This window comes from Providencia sp. PROV188 (genome assembly GCF_027595165.1).
Classification (GTDB): Bacteria; Pseudomonadota; Gammaproteobacteria; order Enterobacterales; family Enterobacteriaceae; genus Providencia; species Providencia lanzhouensis.
In genome coordinates this window covers 667848-689669 of the sequence record NZ_CP097291.1, presented here as the reverse complement: position 1 = coordinate 689669, position 21822 = coordinate 667848, and the positions used below count along the sequence as shown (strand labels likewise).

Sequence of the window (21822 nt, the reverse complement as noted above, 5' to 3'; positions counted from 1 at the left end):
CCCCACATTTATTTTTAGAGAATAATCATTGGCTGCTATAAAAGATAATCAAAAACTACAGTAGCTTAGATTCCAGCCACTCTTTTACCGGAATAGGGGCTGATTTCAAACTGTTTGAACCACGAGTAATGGTGGCAATGCCTACACCGAGCTCATTTTTTAATTCACGCTGGCTCATTTCACCGCGCATTAATTCTTGAACAATCCTAACGCGAGTCCCTAAAGCCGTCCGTTCATCCGGTGTGAGTAATAGCTGAAGAATCGAATCCTGTATATTTTGCTCAAAGGCCATTTGTAGCAGTTCCACAAAACGTTGCCAATCCGCATTTTCATCGGCGGTTAACGCCGGGTCTGGTTTATATTCTACAGTCATCATTCTACCCTTCCATACTATTAAACTAGTACAAATAATAGCACAGAACACTATTTCGTATAGTTAAAAATACAGCGCTCATCTTGTTGGAGGTAAACCAAACCGACCAACAAGATGAAACGCCATACAAATTAATACTTCATATTCCATTCGTTCACGGATAACACATTGCCTTTTTCACCTAAGAAATGTTTATAAAACAAATCATAAGAGAGAACATTTTTTACATAACCACGGGTTTCTGCAAACGGAATACTTTCCACAAAAGCCACCGCATCGATACGCCCTGCGCTGTTACCTAACCAGCGAGTCACTCGTGATGGGCCGGCATTATACGCCGCACTGGCTAAAATACGGTTATTACCAAATTGCTGATAAACATCGTCAAGATACGCGGTACCTAACTCAATGTTCATCACAGGGTTAGTCAGTTGCCCTGCATTCACATAACCAGTGATGCCTTGCTTTTGCGCCGTATGTTTTGCTGTCGCTGGCATTAACTGCATTAAGCCTGTCGCGCCAACTGGAGATTGTGCTTGCGGGTTCCATGCGCTTTCTTGACGAGCAATGGCCATCGCATAGCTTTTTTGGATCATTTTACTGCGAGTGTAATTATCAAACTGTTTTTCCCATGCCAGCGGGAAACGCTCTTCAAGATGATCCCACAGTTTTGCGGTTATCGTGGCTTGAACGCTCAGATCTGCCCATTTATTATCGAAGGCATAACGGGCGAGCTGCTCTTGTTGATTAGGTGACATGGAAGAGACCAAATTGATCCACTCGGAGCGCGCCAGATTATCCATCTCCCAATACATTAGCTCACGGATGCGCTGAATTTGCGGCATGCTATGAATACTGGAGTCTGGTTTCACGGCTTTATTCACCATGACTGGGTAATCCATTTTTAACTGCTGAGCGGCAACCATTGGGTAGAATCCACGCTTCGACGTTAACTCTCGCAGTATGCTTTCACCTTCAGCAGTTTTACCTTGATCAATCAAGGTGATAGCCTGCCAATATTGCCACTCTTCCTTATTTTTTACGTCGTTCGGTAGTTGTCGCAACCATGATGCTAATCCCGTTTTATCCCCTTCTCCCAGCGCTAAACGTACACGGCGCTCTTTTAAGGCGGCAGAATTAGTTTCACGGATCACTTCATCACGCCACATTTCCTGCTCAGGAGTGACATCAACTCCCATATATTGCCACGCAATGCTATCTTTCATTTGCTGGTTTTCTGCCATATTCATTTTCTGGGCAGAGCTGATCCCTGCTAATGCAGTACGGGCTGCATCAGGGGATTGACGCGCATAGCGGCTAAATCCAGCTAATGTGGCTTGACGCGTAAAATCCGTCGGCGTCAATGTTTTCGCAAACGAGACAACCGAAGCGGGGTCATTTTGTAGTTTAACCAACGCATCAGAGATAGTTTTGTAGCTGCTTGGTAAGCGTTTCGCGAGGTAAGTTGCCGTTGAGGTGTTACCGTCTTTAATCGCAAGGTGAATACGCGCCAAAATCATATCCGTTGAAAGATATCCGGCTTTTTCCCATTCAGTAAACAGTTTGTCACATGCAGCTGGCATGGAATTACCATTGAGCCACATTTTTTCAGCGCCCTGCCACGCGACCTGTTTATTTCCTGTCGCCCAATTCGCAAAATAGAAATTACATTGTGCTTCCGCAGGTTGTGGCGGCTCAGGGCTAAATGCCAATAACGATGTCCACTCTTGGCGACGCGCCAGCTCATTCACAAACCGGCTTTTGAGGGTTTTCGCCACAGGCAACGTTGGGTATGCATCGATAAATTCTTTCGCTTGTTTTGGCGAGATAATATCTAAATCTTGCGACAGCTCGCGGTATTCCAAATACGGATACAGCGGGTAATCACGTAAGGTTGGTAATAAACGCTCGACTTCATCCATCTTATTGGCATCCCAAGCGACTTTAATTGCTTGATAACGTTCACGTTGTGCCTGTAAAGAATCTGCCCAGACTGTTGTGGATACCAACAGCATGGTGACCGGAACTGCCGCTAACCAACCTTTCATGTTTATTCGCTCCATCGCTTAAATCTTGTTAGAGATTGCTCTCAAACATACTCAAAGCATTCATTAGATATATCAATAATGTTAATGCTACCTAAAGTTTTCAGCCAGCGACAGAGGAGATTTCTTGAAATGGTTGGGTTTACAATCTTTTACTTATTCGATTCGTTAACCCTGACAACACGGATAACCTAGACCAGCCTAGGGGCAATCGGGTATAGGCCTCTGCCGACTTTCCCTAAAATAAGATAATTATAATTAGATTTTCTGCCCTACTATTGCAAAGGTCATATTCAAGAAGCAGGTTTGACAGAAACTCAGATAGTGAATATTTAAAATTTGTTGAGTTTGGCATGTTAGAAAGTTCCAAGCCGAAATGTCTCAATTAAAGTAGGGAGATAGAGTTATTTATTATCTTTTCATTTTTATTGAACAAAATTAAATTTTGTAATGATAATCATTTCCATTTACGGATGTTATATGTAATATTTTTTTTATGCTTTTTTGACAAACTAAAAGTGGATTTGTATATGAATTTTAGTTGTAAGCCTAATGTATTAATGTTCAGTATTGTGCTAATTCCTTTCTTTACAAATGCATACTCGATGCATAAAGGAGATTCGTTTGGATTTATCCCTTCTATTGCGGTACAGGATGCCGCTACATCTGCATTAATGGAAAATATTACTGGTAAAAACATCTACGCAGCTTATGCAACTGGCTTAATAAAAAATAATAAAAACAAAAAAGTATCTCAACACTTATGTAATGGAAAGGATGAAGTTGTAAATACTGCCTTAATTGGAGGGTGTTCGTTAGTTGAATCCGATTCATTTACTTTATTAGAGACTAAGCATTTCATAAATAAAAACGGTGAGATGGTAGAAATTGATGTTCATGATCCTAATACAATTATAACTCCCACAATGAGAGTAACAGTCAAATATATCACTGAACCAAATCCTCTAATTCGGCAAAACAGTTGTAATGACTATCGCATCAATGACACACCAACCTCTTGTTTTGTTTTCAAAATAGCACCTTTTATTTTTGATAATTTACAACAAAGAGAACTAGTCATTAATGCCATGGAAAACCCTTGTGCATTTTTAACCTCTGTTGAAGATGCAAAAAAATTTACCAACTTAAAATATCCATACATTTCATACTTAGGCAGAACAGGAGGTGAGGCACGTTACATTCTAGATTGTGATACAAAAAATCCAGAAACTTACTCGTCGATTGTAGATGAAAAGATGCAATCAATATTACTTATTCGCAATAAAAAATAAGGATATTTTTTATGGCTCAACCATATATCCGTATTAATCAGTTTGAGGCTAATTACTCTGATGTAGGCGTTAAATCTGCAACAGGGCATGTTAATTTTACTTTTATCGATGGTAATGGTGTTAATAAAGGAACTTTTGGTGCAAATCTAAAAAATAAAGATCGCCCATCTGGTGTATCTAATGAAGAAAGTGATAATCGACGTAAAATCGATGCAAAATCACCGCATCATTTCAGTTACGCAAAGTTGTCATCTAATGATTTTACGAACGCGTTAAAATATGCCCAAAAAGCACATCATGAATCTAGTATTGGTAATATGAAATATACGCTGGCTTGTGGCAATTGTGTTGACTTTGGAATGCAAGTATTTAATCAAACTACTTTAGGGCGTAGTCAATTGCCTAATTATTTACAACCAAATACTGCAGTGAGTATTTATGCAAACCTAAGTAATGCTCTTTGCTCTGGCGATAATTATCAAATTAAAGAAGCACGCAAAGTGGTATTAACCCCTAATAGATGGAGACCTGAACAATTACCTAATTGGGCTCAACCGTGTATAGATGCTGTTGTGCCAACTACAATTTCAGGGGGGAAATGGCTTGACACTAAATCAACGGATGCATGGGATGTTGCCAAGCATTTTACTATGGAACAGGGAACTTGCGAACTAGAAGTTCAGGAATTTGTGGTTAAGAACCTCACTGTTGCTTCACCGATTGTTATTAATCTAGACGGCTGTGGCATAAAAACGACCTCAATTTTTGATCAATCCGTTCAGTTTGATTTATTAGGAATTGGCCATAACGTTACCTCCGCGTGGATTATGCCAACTTCTGGTTTTTTAGTTTACAACAAACAAGGTATTGACAACGTAACTAGCGTTAATGATCTGTTTGGTGGCTCTGAGCGCATGGAAGGTTTCTTTAAACTTGTTGATTTGGACAAAGACAAAAAAGGATATATCGACAAAAATGATGAAATTTACGCTTCATTGCGCATATGGGTAAATCATCAAATGGACGGCATATCTCATGCAGGTGAAATATATACGTTACAAGAATTAGGTGTTGAGCGAATTAATACAGATTTCGACATTGTTGATTTTATTGATGAAAATAGTAACCTTATTGGCGAACGTTCTACAGCTATTATAAATGGTATCGAATGTGAAATGTCTGAGGTTTACTTCACTTATCTTTAATACCATTACTTCATATATTGGGGTCTAGCCGTTTGCAGTTCAGATCCCATCAATTATCATCCCAACCCTACTCAACACCTATTTCGAGCCTTTTGTTATATGTAATAATCGACATCAATAATGAATTAATATTGATTGCATGATGAGGTGATAGCCCCCTGAATTGTCATCACTTGCATGGGAAGTTATTGACATAAAGGCAGGAACAATTACAGTTAGACGCAATTACTTTTGAGTGGCTCGTTTTACACACTTTCGCTTTTGGAATCTCACTATTCGCCTTGAATTTATGAGTTCTTACAAAGTGAATAACCGAGCGATGCGATTAAAAATTATGTTATAAAACAAAAGGTAAATAAATTGGCTCAATACGTTTACAGTATGTATCGAGTGGGAAAAGTGGTTCCCCCGAAACGTCATATTTTAAAGAACATCTCTCTGAGCTTCTTCCCTGGGGCGAAAATTGGTGTTTTAGGTCTCAACGGCGCGGGTAAATCAACATTACTGCGCATCATGGCTGGCATTGATACTGAGATTGAAGGGGAAGCACGCCCTCAACCAGGTATTAAAATTGGTTACCTGCCACAAGAACCGAAACTGAATCTGGAACATACCGTTCGTGAAGCCGTTGAAGAAGCGGTCAGTGAAGTTAAAAATGCTTTAACTCGCTTAGACGAAGTGTATGCACAATATGCCGATCCAGACGCTGACTTTGACAAGCTTGCGAAAATCCAAGGCGAGCTGGAAGCGATTATTGCCGCACAAGACGGTCATAATTTAGACAACCAACTGGAACGTGCTGCTGACGCACTGCGCCTGCCAGCTTGGGATGCGGTTATCGGCAACTTGTCTGGGGGTGAACGCCGCCGTGTGGCTATCTGCCGCCTGCTGCTGGAAAAACCAGACATGCTGCTGCTCGACGAACCAACCAACCACTTGGATGCTGAATCCGTTGCTTGGTTAGAGCGCTTCCTGCACGACTACGAAGGCACCGTTGTGGCGATCACCCATGACCGTTACTTCCTCGATAACGTTGCAGGTTGGATCCTTGAACTTGACCGTGGTGAAGGTATTCCATGGGAAGGTAACTACTCTTCTTGGTTGGAACAAAAAGATGAGCGTCTGGCGCAAGAAGCGTCAACAGAAGCGGCTCGTCGTAAATCCATTGAGAAAGAACTTGAGTGGATCCGTCAAAACCCGAAAGGTCGCCAATCCAAAGGTAAAGCGCGTCTGGCTCGCTTTGAAGAGCTTAACAGCGTGGAATACCAAAAACGTAATGAAACCAGCGAACTGTTTATCCCACCTGGACCGCGTTTAGGTGACAAAGTTATCGAAGTGGAAAACCTGAGCAAGTCTTATGGTGATCGCGTTCTGATCGACAACCTGAATTTCTCGATCCCGAAAGGAGCGATTGTCGGGATCATCGGTCCAAACGGTGCAGGTAAATCTACCCTGTTCCGTATGATTTCCGGTCAAGAGCAGCCAGATTCTGGTTCAATTACCTTGGGTGATACCGTGAAAATTGCTTCTGTGGATCAGTTCCGTGATGCAATGGATGACAGCAAAACTGTATGGGAAGAGATTTCCAACGGTCAAGACATCATGCGTATCGGCAACTTTGAGATCCCAAGCCGTGCTTACGTCGGCCGCTTTAACTTTAAAGGCGTTGACCAAGGTAAACGCGTGGGCGAGCTGTCTGGTGGTGAGCGTGGTCGTTTACATCTGGCAAAACTGCTGCAAGTTGGCGGTAACGTATTGCTGCTCGATGAACCAACCAACGACCTCGACGTTGAAACCTTACGTGCGCTGGAAAACGCCCTGTTAGAATTCCCGGGCTGTGCAATGGTTATTTCCCATGACCGTTGGTTCCTTGACCGTATCGCAACGCACATCATCGACTACCAAGATGAAGGCAATATCACCTTCTTCGAAGGTAACTTCTCTGAGTACGAAGATTACAAGAAACGTACTTTAGGTGCGGATGCACTGCAGCCACACCGCATCAAGTACAAAAAGATGACTAAATAATTCGTCTATTACGATCAAAAATGGCACCCTTGGGTGCCATTTTTTTATGCGGAAAGTGAATCATCCAGCATCAATAATTGCTGAACCAAAGAAACGCACTCTAAGAAGCGTGAATCGTAGTCTGACGACTCCACATGCACAAATTCAATATTATTTTTCTTCAGCATTTCAATCAGTAATGTTTGAAATTCCATTCTGTCTTTATCACTGCCTAAGCTGCGTAGACCATCTGCTACCCACGGAGTATTATTTTCCAGCAAGATAACAAGGTCAAAACGGTATTCATCGATCAGCGCCTGCACAAATGGGTGTTCTTTCCCTTCATAGCGCAAACAGAATGCTTGCGTGGTGACAAAATCCGTATCAATAAACGCCACTTTATTCGCATATTTAATTGCAAAATCAATATATTGAGCGTGACCCAACGCAATTTTATCGTAATCAGAATATTGCAGCGCCATCTCGTCACCGCCAAGGTGGCTAAACACATAATCGCGCCCATATTCCCACGCACTGGTAGTATTAAAGATATTGGCTAATTTATTGACGAGGGTGGATTTACCGCTTGATTCACCGCCTAACACCGCCACTTTACGCACAAAGAATGGCTTCACTTCGGTTGGAATATATTCCCAATAGCGGAATGGCGCTTGGCGAATTTGGTTGCCGCTAATATTCATAAATGTGCGTTCAGGATCGATAAGAATAGTTTCAATTCCCAGGTATTTTTTATAGCGATGCACATCGTGAGGCTCGCCGGAATAGATAAAGCTCGGGTTGATATTGTGCTTTTTCATAAAGCCTTTCATCCCGTCGCTCCATACTTCCCAACCGTGAGGGTATGGCTCTATCCCTTGCTCATCAAAAGAGTGAATATGAATATTTTTCTGATACTTAAAGGTTTGTAATAACCAACGCAGGCGGTCACTGACAGTAGGCTGTTGTGACATGGAGCTATTCACAAACAGTTCTTTATCACGAGGCTCATCATGACAGAGGATCACGTGCAACTCATCCACTTGGCTACAAGCCCGTTGAATCAAATAGATATGCCCTGTATGGAGCGGATAAAACTTACCGAAAACAACACCAATCGTTTTTTGTTGAAGCGGATACTCTAAGCCTAAAAAGCGATGAAGCGCCGCGATTTTGTGCGCGCTGGGGCTTTTAATTTTGTCATTAATTAACTGGCTGAGATAGCCTTTGGTCATCTCGGTCGCATCCGCTACTTGCTGCAATGTGTAACCCGCACCTTTGATGGCACTCTTTAGATAGTCAAATTCAGCCATATTATTTATCCTTTCGCTTTTATTCCCTTTTTAACAGAGAATCTTTTCTCTCGCTATCTCATCATTATCTGAACATTATATTATCTAAATGATCCGTGTTGTCGCTAGGCGCTAAGTGCCGCTAATCCCTAGGAGCATACACAAAGTATGTGACTAGGGTTAGCAAGCGCAAGCAACAATGCGACAGCTCGGAGCATGACGATAATTTAGAATTCATCGAGAATACTAAGCGCATCCGCCAACTTCTTCACCCCATAAACCTTCATATCGGCAGGTAACTTTTTCGGCATATTGGCGTGAGGCACAATGGCCCGCTTGAAGCCATGTTTTGCGGCTTCGGAAATACGTTCTTGCCCACTTGGGACTGGGCGAATTTCCCCAGCCAGCCCCACTTCACCAAATACCACAAGGTCGCGAGGTAATGGGCGATCACGGAAACTTGAAACCAATGATAATAGCAGCGCGAGGTCAGCACTGGTTTCCGTCACTTTTACCCCGCCCACGACGTTCACAAACACGTCTTGGTCGGACATTTGTAATCCACCGTGGCGATGCAATACCGCCAGCAAAATCGCTAAACGGTTCTGTTCCAGCCCCACCGCAACACGGCGCGGATTCGACATCATAGAATGATCGACAAGGGCTTGGATCTCCACCAGCAATGGTCGCGTACCTTCCCAAACGACCATCACAGAACTGCCCGAGGTAATTTCATCTCCACGACTTAAGAAGATGGCGGACGGGTTACTGACTTCTTTTAAGCCTTGTTCCGTCATGGCAAATACGCCCAGCTCGTTGACGGCACCAAAGCGGTTTTTGTGGCTGCGTAAGGTACGAAAGCGGTTGTCGGCATCACCATCGAGCATAATGGAGCAGTCAATACAGTGTTCAAGCACTTTAGGTCCTGCTAATGAGCCATCCTTGGTGACGTGACCCACCATAATAATCGCCACGCCGCGAGTTTTTGCGAAGCGAGTTAGATATGCCGCGGTTTCACGCACTTGCGCCACACTGCCCGGCGAGGATTGAATATCCGCCATGTGCATCACTTGGATGGAGTCGATGACCATCAGCTTGGGTTGCTCTTGCTCTGCGGTCAGGCAGATTTGTTCAATACTGGTTTCCGACAGCATATTGAGTGAATCAGTCGGTAGTCCTAATCGGTGGGCACGCATGGCAACTTGCTGTAAGGATTCTTCCCCCGTGACATACAGGGTTTTCATCTCCCGCGATAGTAAGCACATGGTTTGCAGCAGCAAGGTACTTTTCCCCGCTCCGGGGTTTCCCCCTATCAGGATGGCACTACCTGGCACAACCCCACCACCTAGCACGCGGTCAAATTCTTTAAATCCAGTGGTAAAGCGTGGCAGTTCTTCGAGGCTAATCTCAGAGAGTTTTTGGACTTTACTGACGCCCGCCGCATTACCGGCATAGCCCGTCAGCCTATCCGTACGTGCCGCAGTCGTCGATGCCAAACGCACTTCCGTAATGGTATTCCATGCATTACAGGCACTACACTGCCCCTGCCAGCGCGGATAATCCGCCCCACACTCATTACACACAAATGCCCTTTTCGCACCTTTCGCCACAGCCACTCCTTAATCACCCAAAAAAAATGTTTAACGCTTTATCTTTAAATCTTTAAATCTTTAACTGACACAAGTTCTAATCTTCAAAATTATTCGCGTGACAACTAGGCGGCAAACGCAGACAGCCCTAGGAGCATACACAAGTATGTGACTAGGGTGGCTAAGAGCAGCCAACAACGTTGTCACGCTAAGAATGAAGAAGATTTTAGCGTTCTTCGTGCTTGAGGCCTCCGCTAAGGACACAAAGGACTCCCATGAGGTCCGCATGCTTAATCCCCACTTTCGCCCTTGCAAACACTTTTGGTTTTGCATGATACGCTATCCCCAGTCCTGCTTTTCTGAGCATTTTCAAGTCGTTTGCTCCGTCACCGATGGCGACGGTTTGCTCCATTGGGATATTCAGTTTTTCTGCCAGTTTAACGAGGGTTTGCGCTTTGTATTTTGCATCGACAATCGCCCCTTTAACTTTACCTGTCAGTTTGCCATTTTTGACTTCGAGGTGATTGGCAACTGCCGCGACCAGTTTTAATCGCTGGCGTAGGTTATCGGCAAAGAACGTAAATCCGCCGGAAGCAATAGCAATATGCCAGTCCATCGCTTGTAACTTACGAACTAAGCTGGTTAACCCCGGCATTAACGGTAAGGTTTCGAGCACTTGGTCGAGAATAGCCGCGTCGGCACCTTCGAGCAGTGCCACACGAGCACGTAGACTTTCTGTGAAATCGAGCTCCCCTTGCATGGCGCGTTCGGTCACTTCAGAGACTTGATCGCCGACTCCTGCCAGACGGGCGATTTCATCGATACACTCGATTTGGATCGCGGTGGAATCCATATCCATGAGTAAGATCCCTGGGGATCGTAAACGTGGGATTTTACCGAGTGGCACCACATCCAATTGGCTTTCATCTGCCAATTTTTTGATGCGAGGGGTAATGCTGCCCGCGATGCGCACAACTTGGTAATCATCAATGCGCCAAGAGGAGACAATCACAATCGCTATCCCTAAACGCTGTTGGAAATCACTGATACGTGCTTTATCTAAGCCGCGACCATATAACAACCACCCAGTGTCCCCCGCACGATAATCCAATGGCATCACTTCTTCACCACTTAGCGATAAGGGTAAACCCGGCCATTTTTGAATTTCATCAGGCAGATAACAGTAGGTCAAACTCGTTGGCATGAAAATTAGCTCCTGTTGTGGATACAACTTTTTTTATAATGTATACCCTGCATAAAATTACTATACTTAAATTTTCCAGCAAGTTAACGCTTCATAACTTTGCTAATTGCGATAAAACAGACAAAGAGCACGATTATTCCTATGAAACTCCCATTTAGGCTGCACAAAACCGTTATTATCATTGTTTGCGTTGCGCTGATAACCTTCCTAATGCACGGGGTTTCATATTTAGGTTATAACCAAAGCCAGAGCAGACTAGAGCAATTTAAGCAATTAACTCAAGTATTAGCTGAGCAAGTGGCATTCAGCTTATCCGATTATGTGGTTCCCGGCAGCAAAGATTTTAATTTAGAACGAATTAATGCCAATTTAAATCATCTAGCTAAAGATCACTATATTTTGGATGTCGGTTTATACACGGCGGCAGGCGTGTTAGTCACCCAAGTGGGGGAACCCGCCACGGTCAAAGAGCGACTTTCCCTCGAAGGAAACACTGGACTACAGAATTTTCAGTATCAATTAGTGGTTCCCGTTCAAGGCGCCAAAGAACCTAAAGGCTATTTACGCCTGACCATCGATACTGAGTCGCTCACTACTGATCTTCAGCAAGCCGATAACACCGTTAATATCATGCGCGTATTTATTTTATTATCTTTGTGTATTGGCTTTATTTTGGCGAACACCCTAATGCGCCTGAAGAAAAAGAAAGGTCAGCAGCAATTGATTATCGAACCTGACGAAAACGCGGAAGAGAGTGAAGATAAGCCCGAGGAACAGAGCATAGGGACAAATGGGGCTAAAAATACACGTAGCCCCTTAAAATCACCACGCGCCAAACGCCGAAAAGAGCCAAGTCCACATCGACCAAGACGGGTGGCGCGCAAGTTTACAGAAAAACAATAACCGTTAATTCCGCCTAGATTGACGTCGTATCAAACACGATCGGTGCAATTAGTTCCACTTTTCCGTTGGCTAGCAAAGTCTCAGGTGGCATCGGAAACGGTGCTGCGCGTTCGATAGTCGCTAGCGCTTCTTTATCGAGGAGCTTGGTACCTGACGAATTAATCAAGCTAGCACTCACTAACTGGCCTTGATTATCCACAATAATTTTGACTTGAGAAACGCCCGTTGAACGAAAACGCAATGCAGCGCGTGGGTATCGCTTTGCTTTCGCTAATCGTTGATGAACTTCACTTTCCCACCCATGATGACCACTGACGGGTGCAACGGCACTGCTCGCAAAATTCGCACTGCTATTCGAAGCGCTGCCAGAAGTTGGCACCGACGTCACTTCGGATTCTTGAGTCGAAACGGGAGCTTCTTCCACCACTTTTTTCTCTTGAACTGGCTTTTTCTTTGGCGGGCGTTTTTTCTCGGTGACGCGCGTCAATGTCCCATTATCAACCAGTGGTGTTTGGGGTAACTTCTCTGCTTTTTCAACAACTTCAGGCTCAATTTCTTCTCGTGTTGCCATCTGCTGTTTAGGCGCATTATTAACTTCAGGCTCCTGCTGCTGTTCCAGTTGATAAAGCCCTAATTGTAAAGAAATTGCGGGGGGTAAAACCCCAGTTTTAGGTAGGTTTGATGTAAACCACCCAATAAAAAGCATTGCCAGTATTCCATGGAAAACAAGACTTCCACATAAACCGCCCAGAGGACGAAAAATTGGGCTTCCCAGCTGCCCCACACTGCTGTTCATATTTTGCCTCACATCTTTATTTTTCGCTGATTATAGGCATAATACAAATCAAAATGATATTCATTATTATTAATAAAATAACAATAGTAACTACAAGATATTGATTTAATTTATAAAGTCAATTTGAGCTAATTATTAAACTATTTTCACTTTTGACACCAGAAAATGACTATCGATAAATCCCTTGCCCGCAAAATCAGCGGCGCATATCAATCAACCTACGGTCAGCTTGTGCGATTTTTCCGCAGTCGACTAGGTAATAGTAACGATGCGGATGATTTATCACAGGATGTGTTTACACTATGGCTAAACCGTAAAGCGCAGGATCCTGTGAAGGAAAACCGTGCTTATCTGTTTAAAATCGCTAGCAATGTGTTAATTGACCATTGGCGACGGAATCATCAACAGAGCCAGTCCCATACCTCGATTGATGAAGTGGTGCATGAACAAAGTTTTGAGCAAACCACCGCCGACCCTAGCGAAATTTTAGAGCACCAACAGCGAATTGCGCGACTTGGCGAGGCGATTGATCTTTTGCCTCCACGGCGTAAAGAAGCCTTTTTGCTGTATCGCTTTGATGGGTTATCTCAAAGTGAAATTGCAGAGCGTATGGAAATTTCGATCAGTATGGTGGAAAAACATATTGCAGCGGCATTAGTGCATTGTAAAAAATATCTAGACGATAAGAGCAATCATCCGTAATGGCAAACAACCAAACCCAGCAGCCAGAAAATACCTCGTCAGTCGAGCAACAACGCATCGACGAAGACGCGGCGCTGTGGTTTACCCGTGTTCATAGTCAACAGCTCAGTGACCAACAATCTCAAGAATTTAAAATTTGGTTACGTGCTTCAAAAGCCCATGAGGATGCCTATGAAGCAATTGCGGGGATTTGGCAAGATATTGAAAAAGTTCCGCGCCCTGCGCTTGTTAAATCGACAGCGTCAAAATTTGGTTTTTCATCGTTTTGGAAGCCTCTCGGTCATCTAGTTGCCGCCTGTTTTATTGCTGCCGTCCTGTTTTTACCTTACAGCCAGCTTCCCTCCATGTTGCTCAATAACATGACGCTGGTTTCCACTGACTCCACCAAAGAAGTGACATTGTCAGATGGCTCTCAGCTGTTTCTCAATCGCGATACCCGCATTCGAGTCGCTTATGAAACGCCAATCCGCCAGCTCTACTTAGACCAAGGTTCCGCTTATTTTAAAGTGAAATCCAACCCTTATCGCCCGTTCGTTATCAATGTCGATCAACGGCGAATTCAGGTCGTCGGAACGGAATTTGAAGTGAATAAAAAAGGCGAGCAGGTGGCGGTCAGTGTCAGCCAAGGCATTGTGAGTTTTCAAAGCCTCAACAGCCAAAAACCCGTATTACTGCTTGCCGGACAAGGGGCGTTAAGCCCGAGCATCAATGGAAAAATCGCGCTCAATTCAGTCTCCCCGCAAGAGGTGGCAAGATGGCGTTTCGGTGAGCTCAACTTTGTGGATAAGCCCCTCGGTGAAGTTTTGTCTGAATTAAAAACCTATTCCGACTTTCAGGTTGAACTCTCTCCGAGCAATTTAGCCAACCGGAAAATATCCGGACGCATTAACCTTCAGCAGCCAGATGCCTTTTTTCAGGCACTTCCCTCACTCCTTCCTGTGCAAGTCGTGTATCAGGATAAAAATAACCTACTGATTATCCAAAACAAAAAAAATAAATAAAAAATATTTTCATTTGCAGGTGAGGATAATTCTCATTTCACCCTCTTCTTAAGTAGCTTCATTTTATTGATGACTTTTTAGCACATTTTTCGTGCAGCTTAAGAATAAGGGATATCCATGGCAATTCAATTCACACTCGGTCGATTCAAGCCGATTGCGCTGTCACTGGCGGTCACCAGTGCTTTAGTCAGCCAATCTGCTATCGCCCAAGAAATTACTTTCTCATTACCAGAACAAGGATTGGCAAGTGCGATTGAGCAAATCAGTCGCCAAGGTCAGGTTTCACTGCTGTATGACAAAAGCCAGCTCAACGGGCTACGCGCACCCGCCCTTTCTGGCAGCTATACCCCGCAAACCGCATTACAAAAAATTCTTATTGGTAGCGGGTTAGAGCTGGTTAACGAAAACGGCATGCTGGTTATTCGTCCTCAAAACTTAAACCAAGGCACGTTAGTTTTACCTGAAACCCAAGTGTCGGGCGTGGTACAAAATCATCCTGCCATGGACGTCATGTCTGCACCGCAATACGTCACCTCAGAAGAAATCAGCCAAAAAAATACTGGTGACGGCAATATTACCGATTTAATGAAAACCAACCCTGCCGTGCAGTTTGCGAATAACGATAGCAACTCCATGAACCAAGGGGAAATTAAGCCTTCGCGTATTTCTATTCATGGTTCCAGTAGCTACCAAAATGCCTATCGCCTTGATGGCGTGAGCTTCAACAATGACTTTGACCCTGCCGACAGTGGCTTAGGTGAAACCGCCACACGACTGAGTAGCAGCGACCAAGGGATTTACATCGACAGTCGCTTGATTGATAGCATGGCCGTTTATGATAACAACATCCCAGTGGAATTCGGTGGTTTTACGGGAGGAACCGTTGAGGTAAACAGCCGTCGTTGGCAAGGTGAAAATAGCGCTCACGCTTACTACCGCTTAACCCGTTCTGGCTGGAATAATCTGTTCAACGATCCGAGCCAGCCCATTGATACCACCAAAAATGACACTGCCAACCCTGCTCGTTTCCAAGATCGTTACGATAAAAATGATTTTGGTGGCTGGTTTGAATTGGGTGTGACAGAAAACTCAGGTGTGGTGTTCTCCGCATCTCGCCGTAGTTCGACGATTCCGATGACGGTGACGGGTGGAACGGGAGTGACACTCAATGGTAGCGGTGAACTAGAAGAAATTTATTCCGCAGAAGGCACCAGAAAACAGCGTCGTGATTCCGATAACTTTTTCCTGAAATATACGATGGATTTGACTCCACGGGACTCTGTTGACCTTTCTGTAAACTATGCAAAATACGATAGCTATCTATTCGCTAGCTCAGTATTAAACTCAGGCTATGACAGCACTCATGATGGTCTTGGGTTTACTGGTGTATTCAAACATGAATTTGATATCGGAAAATTAGAGTTAACCGCCAGCACACAAGATCTCAAAGATGATCGTAAAAATGATCAGAAAGATTATGTGGAGCTGCTGGATTATAGCGATTGGAAAAACCCACAATCCTTACGCAGTGGTGGTCAAGGTGACTTAACCACAGAGCAAAGAATGCATTCTGCAAAAGCAGTAATGCGTTTAAACTCAATGGTAGATGGACTCGGAATAACCCACCAGCCAACACTGGGCTCCGAAATTGCGTATACCAAAGGTACCTATAAGCGTGATAAAGACTATTATCGTTACCGTTTTGTGGGCAATGCGGATGATCTCCAATGGGTTGGCGCGGCACAAAATATCACGCGATTCCAAGCTGGCACTCACTCGGCTGATTACACCAATTACGCTATCTTCCTCGATGATAATCTGCAATATGGCAAATTAACCTTACGTCCCGGCGTTCGCCTTGATCGCGATGACTTTGTTAATCGTACTAACGTTGCCCCTCGTCTTTCAGGCACCTATGACCTATTTGGCGATAAGCAAACCCTACTAATTGCAGGGGCAAACCGTTATTACGGTCGCTCAATGCTGACTTATGCCCTTTATGGTGCGCAGAATGCGGGAATGCAGAACTGCACCTTTATGTGCGATGTTGATCCTAATAAAAATGATTGGGATGACGCCCGTGACTACGAAGGGATCGATTCTCTTAAAACCCCTTATAACGATGAGCTAACCCTCGCGCTACAACAAGAAATTTTATCGACCACTTGGCGCTTACAGTATGTTCATCGTGAAGGCTATGACGAAGTGCGTACCCGCACCAAATACGACAGTCGCGATGCCAATAAACGTAGCATTCGTATGTACGACAACGGTGGGCGCAGTTCTCACGATACCGTGACATTATCCGTCAACAATAGCCAACCGTGGGAATGGGCAGAGGCATCACATGTCATGACCGCCTCGTTCACATGGCAGCAAAGCGAAAGTAATACACCAAAAGACTCTGGCTATAACTCATTCGATCCAGGTAACAAAGTTAACCTCAACAAAGTGTGGTACGACGGCAAAGTGATTGATTCATCAAAACTGCCATCCACCAGCTTTAACTCGCCGATTAAGCTTAACCTAGAGATGACCAGTGTTTGGGATGAGTATGACGTCACATGGTACAACCGCCTTCAATGGTGGGGTTCTCGTGACCAAGCGGTTCGTTATGACAACGCTTACTACACCGATCCTGAATATGGTCAGTTACGCAAATACACCAAGCAAAACTTTGCGAGCAAATACACATGGGATACCCGCCTAGGCTGGAAACCTGACTTTGCTTACGGCTTTGGATTCTCGGTTGAAGTAAATAACGTACTGAATAATAAAAATATTGCAGACCGCTTTATGTTCAATGACCGCACGATCAAATCTTATGATCCGGGTCGTCAGTTCTGGCTGCAAGTGAATTACGATCTCTAAGTGATAGCCGTGCGCAATGTCAAACACATAACCTAAGAAATCGAGTCATGAAGACCATTAAACAATTTCTCTATTTAGTTAAACCTTTTTGGGGGCAGCGTGCTGCCCTTTTGTGCTGGGTGCTGCTGTTTGCCTCGTTAGGGCTTACCCTTTCTTCCGTCTGGTTCAATGTCAAAATGAACATGTGGAACGGGGATTTCTATAACGCCCTGCAAAAGCTAGACGGACAAGCACTGTATGGGCTGCTGCAATACTTTGTGATTTTAGTCAGTGGGCTGATTTTTGTGGTGGTGATGGGCACCTACCTCAAGCAGATGCTAATTATCCGTTGGCGTAAAGGCATGACCGAGCAAGTACTTGGTCGCTGGCTTTCGGGCAACAGTAAGCACTATATGCTGAGGCTCGCCTCCCAAGAGCCAGATAACCCAGACCAACGTATTGCGGAAGATATTCGCTTACTGATTGAATCCACACTGAATCTGTTAGTCACCTTCCTGCACTCAATGCTGACATTGATCTCCTTTGCCGCGATTTTGTGGACCCTTTCAGGAAGCCTTTCATTTAATTTCGCCGACAGCGATTGGACCATTCCGGGCTATATGTTCTGGGCCTGTATTATTTACACCATCATCGGCATCGCGCTAACCCAGCTCATTGGTTTCCCACTGCGCCGCCTGCATATGGATAAACAGCGCCGTGAAGCAGATTACCGTAGCTCGTTAATCAATTGCCGCCAACATGGGGACGCTATCGCAGGGCAACGGGGTGAGCCACAAGACCGCAAAGAGCTGATGGCCCGCTTTAGTGAAATTATCCGTAACTGGAATCAGTTAATTCGCTGTGAACGTAATTTATCGTTTTATACCGTTGGCTATCAGCAAGTGACCGCTCTCGCCCCTGTGTTACTCGCATTACCTAAGTTTTTAGCGGGTGAGATTATGCTGGGTGGATTAATGCAGCTACGCCAAGCTTTCACCAGTGTTGCAACTTCATTGGGCTGGTTTATTTTTGCCTATAAAGAGATTGCCGCATGGCAAGCCACCGTCGCGCGTCTGTATAACTTCGTGGTGTTATTGGAAAACGATAAAACCCCAGAGGCCACTATCAACGAAGATAGCGTACCATTAACGGCAAACTTGAGCCTGTTTACGGCAGATCATCGCCCACTACTGAGCACCGTCTCTCTTAGCATCAACAGCGGTGAGCTGATGTTGATCTCCGGCCGTTCGGGTATTGGTAAATCCACGTTACTGCGCACATTAAGCGGTCATTGGCCATTTTTTGACGGCAAAATTACGCGTACGGATAACTTAATGTGGATCCCGCAGCGCCTTTATTTACCAATAAGTCGTTTAGATAATTTATTGGCTTACCCACAAGATGCCAGCCAATTTGCAGCGTCGGATCTGAAATATGCGCTAACCCTTGTTGGGCTGGAAAAACTTCATTCACAACTGGCTTTGGAAACCGATTGGAACAACCGACTTTCTGGCGGGGAACAGCAGCGCATTATGTTTGCGCGACTGCTTCTGAATCGACCTAAGTTAATGCTATTGGATGAAATGACCTCCGCTCTTGATGAGCCAAGTGCACTCGCTTTACTGAACATGCTGAAAGCTCAGCTTCCCGCCAGCAGCATCATTTTGGTTAGCCACCAAGGCTTTATTGACCAATTAGCTGACAAGCATCTGCGTTTATCTGAAACAACGCGAAATACCCCATTTATGACAGGAGCCCCAGAATATGCTTCGTAAAATTACCTTGGTCGCCGTCATTGCCGCACTTTTAGGCGGCTGTGTTAACGGCACACCTAGACAATCTGGCGAGCAAACATTGCTGCCAGTACGCCAAGATCTGCAACATTATCAACTCGATAATGGGCTGCAAGTTTATCTGCTTCAGCGCAATCAACCCGGGGTCGAGCTGCGTTTACTGGTCAATGCAGGTTCATTGCAAGAAACCGAGCAGCAACTCGGTTTAGCTCACTTCACTGAGCATATGGCGTTTAAAGGCACCCAACATTTTCCGGGTACCACTGGCTTTAAGCAATTAGAACAACAAGGGCTGAAACTCGGTAGCCACGTCAATGCGATCACCAGCATCAACAGCACCCTATATAAATTATCCTTGCCAAATGCCACGCCAGCGCAAGTCAGCACAGGATTACAAGTGATGGCGGATTGGGCGGCGAATATGACCTTCGATGCAGAAGCATTTGAAAAAGAGCGCCCCGTCATTATTGAAGAGTGGCGTTTACGCCAAGGCATGGGCTATCGCATTAATGACAGCCTCGAAAAATTACGTTACCACGGTAGCCGCTACGCAGAGCGCAATCCTATTGGCTCTCTTGATGTGGTTCGCCAAGCCCCTATTGAACAAGCCAAAGCCTACTACAAAACGTGGTATCAGCCTCAGCGCATGAGCTTATTGGTTATTGGGGACTTCAGCGCATCAACAGTACGTGATGAAGTAAAAACGTTGTTTGCGTTACCAAAGCCGGAAAAAATTTCCCAAGACTCTCCAGAATGGAAGCGCTTTACCGATTCCAACAATATGCTTGTTCAAGGGGTCTTTGATAAAGAACAAGGTGCGCGCTACGTTCAGTTTTCACTGCAAAAAAATGTCTCCGCGCCGCTGAATACTCGCCAAGGTCAAACTGACGATCTGATGGATAATTTATGGTTAACCATCTTGAATCAGCGTTTTTCCGTGATGGTCGATAATGGTATTTTGCCGTCGATTAGTATTAATGAACAAGGAGCAATGCTAGATAACCAACGCCTTCAGCAGCTCATGATTATCCATCCAAAAGGTAATGATTATGCGGGTGCAACCGAAATTTTGTTTACTGAGCTACAACGCCTAGCGACCGAGCCTGTGACGCAGCAAGAGCTGGATAGCGCTAAACAAGGCATGCTGAAGAAACTCAGTCAACAAGCCAGTTCCGAGCAGCGTTACAGTAATGAATACTTAGCAGGGCAACTGACCACCGCACTCGAATATGAGATGCCGATGTGGAACAAACGCCAGCAGTTGGATAATAGCTACCAATTAACCAAAAATATCCAGCCTCAAGATTTACAACGCCATGTGGCTAACCTTTTACAGGTGGCATCCCCACGCTTAGCGCTGATTGGCCCTGATACCGATGAAAAGGCAGTGAACAAACAAACCTTCAGTGAACAGTGGCAACGTATTCGCCAAACACAGCCGGGATCGTTCACACTACGCTCGCAAGCCATTAGCCTGAAATTACCTGTCGTAGCAAAAGGCACAATTACCGAGCAGACGTCACTACCTATCGAAAAAACGGAACAGTGGACACTCAGTAATGGCATTAAAGTGATTGTTAAAACGGATAAAAATCTTAAAGATGATATTCAGTTTAACTTACAGCTACCGGGTGGACGTTCCCTTGAAACCCTGCAAACCGCAGGCTTAACCGACTGGGCAATGAAGCTGCCAGAAAGCAGCGGTTATGGCAATTACAGCGCCCGCGACTTAGCATTGTTGGCGAAACAAAATCAGGTCAGCGTTCGCCCTTATAGCGAATTACTCAACCACGGTTATCGCGGTAAAACCCCGGTAGATAATCTTGAAACGGCGTTGCAATTACTGAATTTAAAACTGACTGCACCGCAATTTAGTGGAGAGAAACTCGAGCAGCAAAAGCAGGCTTTCGCACTGAACTTATCGAAAATGCCTGTAGAGCGCACCTTCCTTGACCATATTAATCAGCAAAGTTACCAACATGGTGAGCTGCTGGTGATCTCCCCTGAAGGCGCTTGGAAAACCTTTACCGCTCAGCAACTTCAACAAGCCAACCGTCAATTACTCTCCTCCACATCAGATATGACATTGGTGATCACTGGTGCGATGAATGCCCGCGAACTGAAACCATTATTGGAGCAGTGGATTGCGACGCTACCTGCCCATGATGGAAAACTGGCATGGCGCAACCAAGGGATCATGCCGAAGATGACGAGCTTTAATCAGCAGTATCCGATCAGTAGCAGCGATAAGAGCATGATCAGCATTCAATTTGCTGCACCTGCCCAGTGGTCTCAGCAAGATCAGCTGGCTCTGCAACTGATTGATACCATTGTTAGCCAGCGCCTGCGTAGCGAATTGCGTGAAAAAGCCAGCGGTATTTATGCCCTTAGCTTCTCGCAAATGTTAGCGAAGAAACCACAACCCTATTATACCGGACGCTTAAATTTCACCACCGCGCCTGAACGAGCTTCAGAGATGGTGACGTTGGCACACAATACCGTTGCGCAGCTGCGCCAAACGGGCGTAACGGAAAAAGAGTTAACGGAAGCCAAAAATATTTGGCTCACTGAAAATGCGCAAGTCACGGATAGCTCTAGCTATTGGACTGAAGCCCTCGCGCAAGTTGCGGCGGATGATGGGCAATATCAGCGCCTCACGCAAGAACGTGCGGTGATTGAATCCTTAACACTCCCACAGATAAATCAATTAGCTAGTAAATACTTAGGTCAAAATCAGAAAGTATTTATGATGACGCCATAAGATCGGCAGCAA

Annotated in this window: 15 protein-coding genes; 9 read left to right on the top strand and 6 right to left on the bottom strand. The window is 44.8% G+C overall.

Annotated features, from left to right (window positions below):
- Nucleotides 1–55: 55 nt before the first annotated feature.
- Both trpR and sltY read right to left on the bottom strand, forming a co-directional pair.
- Entirely contained in the window at nt 56–373 is a 318-nt protein-coding gene (gene trpR, locus M5X66_RS03020; RefSeq protein WP_036950344.1) for a trp operon repressor, read from the bottom strand.
- A 131-nt stretch (nt 374–504) separates the two neighbouring features.
- Nucleotides 505–2421 (bottom strand): murein transglycosylase, encoded by a 1917-nt coding sequence (gene sltY, locus M5X66_RS03015; protein ID WP_270103868.1) that lies wholly within the window; start codon nt 2419–2421, stop codon nt 505–507.
- Nucleotides 2422–2948: 527 nt separating this feature from the next.
- On the opposite strand from sltY, the gene M5X66_RS03010 reads away from it, so the two are divergent.
- The 3 genes from M5X66_RS03010 to ettA all read left to right on the top strand — a co-directional run bounded on the left by M5X66_RS03010 (nt 2949) and on the right by ettA (nt 6943).
- Entirely contained in the window at nt 2949–3710 is a 762-nt protein-coding gene (locus tag M5X66_RS03010) for a hypothetical protein (protein WP_036950255.1), read from the top strand.
- Nucleotides 3711–3721: 11 nt separating this feature from the next.
- Nucleotides 3722–4915 (top strand): hypothetical protein, encoded by a 1194-nt coding sequence (locus tag M5X66_RS03005; RefSeq protein WP_270103867.1) that lies wholly within the window; start codon nt 3722–3724, stop codon nt 4913–4915.
- Between the two features lie 360 nt (nt 4916–5275).
- Complete coding sequence (gene ettA, locus M5X66_RS03000) at nt 5276–6943, top strand: energy-dependent translational throttle protein EttA (RefSeq protein WP_108479217.1); 1668 nt, start codon at nt 5276–5278, stop codon at nt 6941–6943.
- 44 nt (nt 6944–6987) lie between these two features.
- Here the strand turns inward: ettA and nadR are convergent, their stop codons facing one another.
- The 3 genes from nadR to serB all read right to left on the bottom strand — a co-directional run bounded on the left by nadR (nt 6988) and on the right by serB (nt 11004).
- A complete protein-coding gene (gene nadR, locus M5X66_RS02995) occupies nt 6988–8232 on the bottom strand; it encodes a multifunctional transcriptional regulator/nicotinamide-nucleotide adenylyltransferase/ribosylnicotinamide kinase NadR (RefSeq protein ID WP_036950251.1) in 1245 nt (414 codons plus the stop codon).
- A 206-nt stretch (nt 8233–8438) separates the two neighbouring features.
- Nucleotides 8439–9821: a DNA repair protein RadA gene (gene radA / locus M5X66_RS02990; protein ID WP_036950249.1), complete on the bottom strand. Its 1383-nt coding sequence runs from the start codon at nt 9819–9821 to the stop codon at nt 8439–8441.
- 205 nt (nt 9822–10026) lie between these two features.
- Complete coding sequence (gene serB, locus M5X66_RS02985; protein WP_036950248.1) at nt 10027–11004, bottom strand: phosphoserine phosphatase; 978 nt, start codon at nt 11002–11004, stop codon at nt 10027–10029.
- A gap of 141 nt (nt 11005–11145) precedes the next feature.
- Between serB and M5X66_RS02980 the strand changes: the two genes are divergently transcribed.
- Nucleotides 11146–11907: an AhpA/YtjB family protein gene (locus M5X66_RS02980; protein WP_036950246.1), complete on the top strand. Its 762-nt coding sequence runs from the start codon at nt 11146–11148 to the stop codon at nt 11905–11907.
- A gap of 13 nt (nt 11908–11920) precedes the next feature.
- Here M5X66_RS02980 and M5X66_RS02975 read toward each other — a convergent pair whose 3' ends face one another.
- Nucleotides 11921–12703 (bottom strand): energy transducer TonB, encoded by a 783-nt coding sequence (locus M5X66_RS02975; protein ID WP_036950244.1) that lies wholly within the window; start codon nt 12701–12703, stop codon nt 11921–11923.
- 165 nt (nt 12704–12868) lie between these two features.
- Between M5X66_RS02975 and M5X66_RS02970 the strand changes: the two genes are divergently transcribed.
- The 5 genes from M5X66_RS02970 to M5X66_RS02950 all read left to right on the top strand — a co-directional run bounded on the left by M5X66_RS02970 (nt 12869) and on the right by M5X66_RS02950 (nt 21810).
- Nucleotides 12869–13405 carry an RNA polymerase sigma factor gene (locus M5X66_RS02970; protein ID WP_036950242.1) on the top strand — a complete coding sequence of 179 codons (537 nt, stop codon included), beginning with the start codon at nt 12869–12871 and terminating at the stop codon, nt 13403–13405.
- Nucleotides 13405–14406 carry a FecR family protein gene (locus tag M5X66_RS02965; protein WP_154637587.1) on the top strand — a complete coding sequence of 334 codons (1002 nt, stop codon included), beginning with the start codon at nt 13405–13407 and terminating at the stop codon, nt 14404–14406. The genes M5X66_RS02970 and M5X66_RS02965 overlap by 1 nt, the downstream gene beginning before the upstream one ends.
- A 117-nt stretch (nt 14407–14523) precedes the next feature.
- Nucleotides 14524–17277 carry a secretin and TonB N-terminal domain-containing protein gene (locus M5X66_RS02960; protein WP_154609729.1) on the top strand — a complete coding sequence of 918 codons (2754 nt, stop codon included), beginning with the start codon at nt 14524–14526 and terminating at the stop codon, nt 17275–17277.
- A gap of 47 nt (nt 17278–17324) precedes the next feature.
- A complete protein-coding gene (locus M5X66_RS02955; protein ID WP_154633885.1) occupies nt 17325–19031 on the top strand; it encodes an ABC transporter ATP-binding protein/permease in 1707 nt (568 codons plus the stop codon).
- Nucleotides 19021–21810: a M16 family metallopeptidase gene (locus tag M5X66_RS02950; RefSeq protein WP_270103866.1), complete on the top strand. Its 2790-nt coding sequence runs from the start codon at nt 19021–19023 to the stop codon at nt 21808–21810. Before M5X66_RS02955 ends, M5X66_RS02950 begins: the two co-directional genes overlap by 11 nt.
- Nucleotides 21811–21822: the final 12 nt, after the last annotated feature.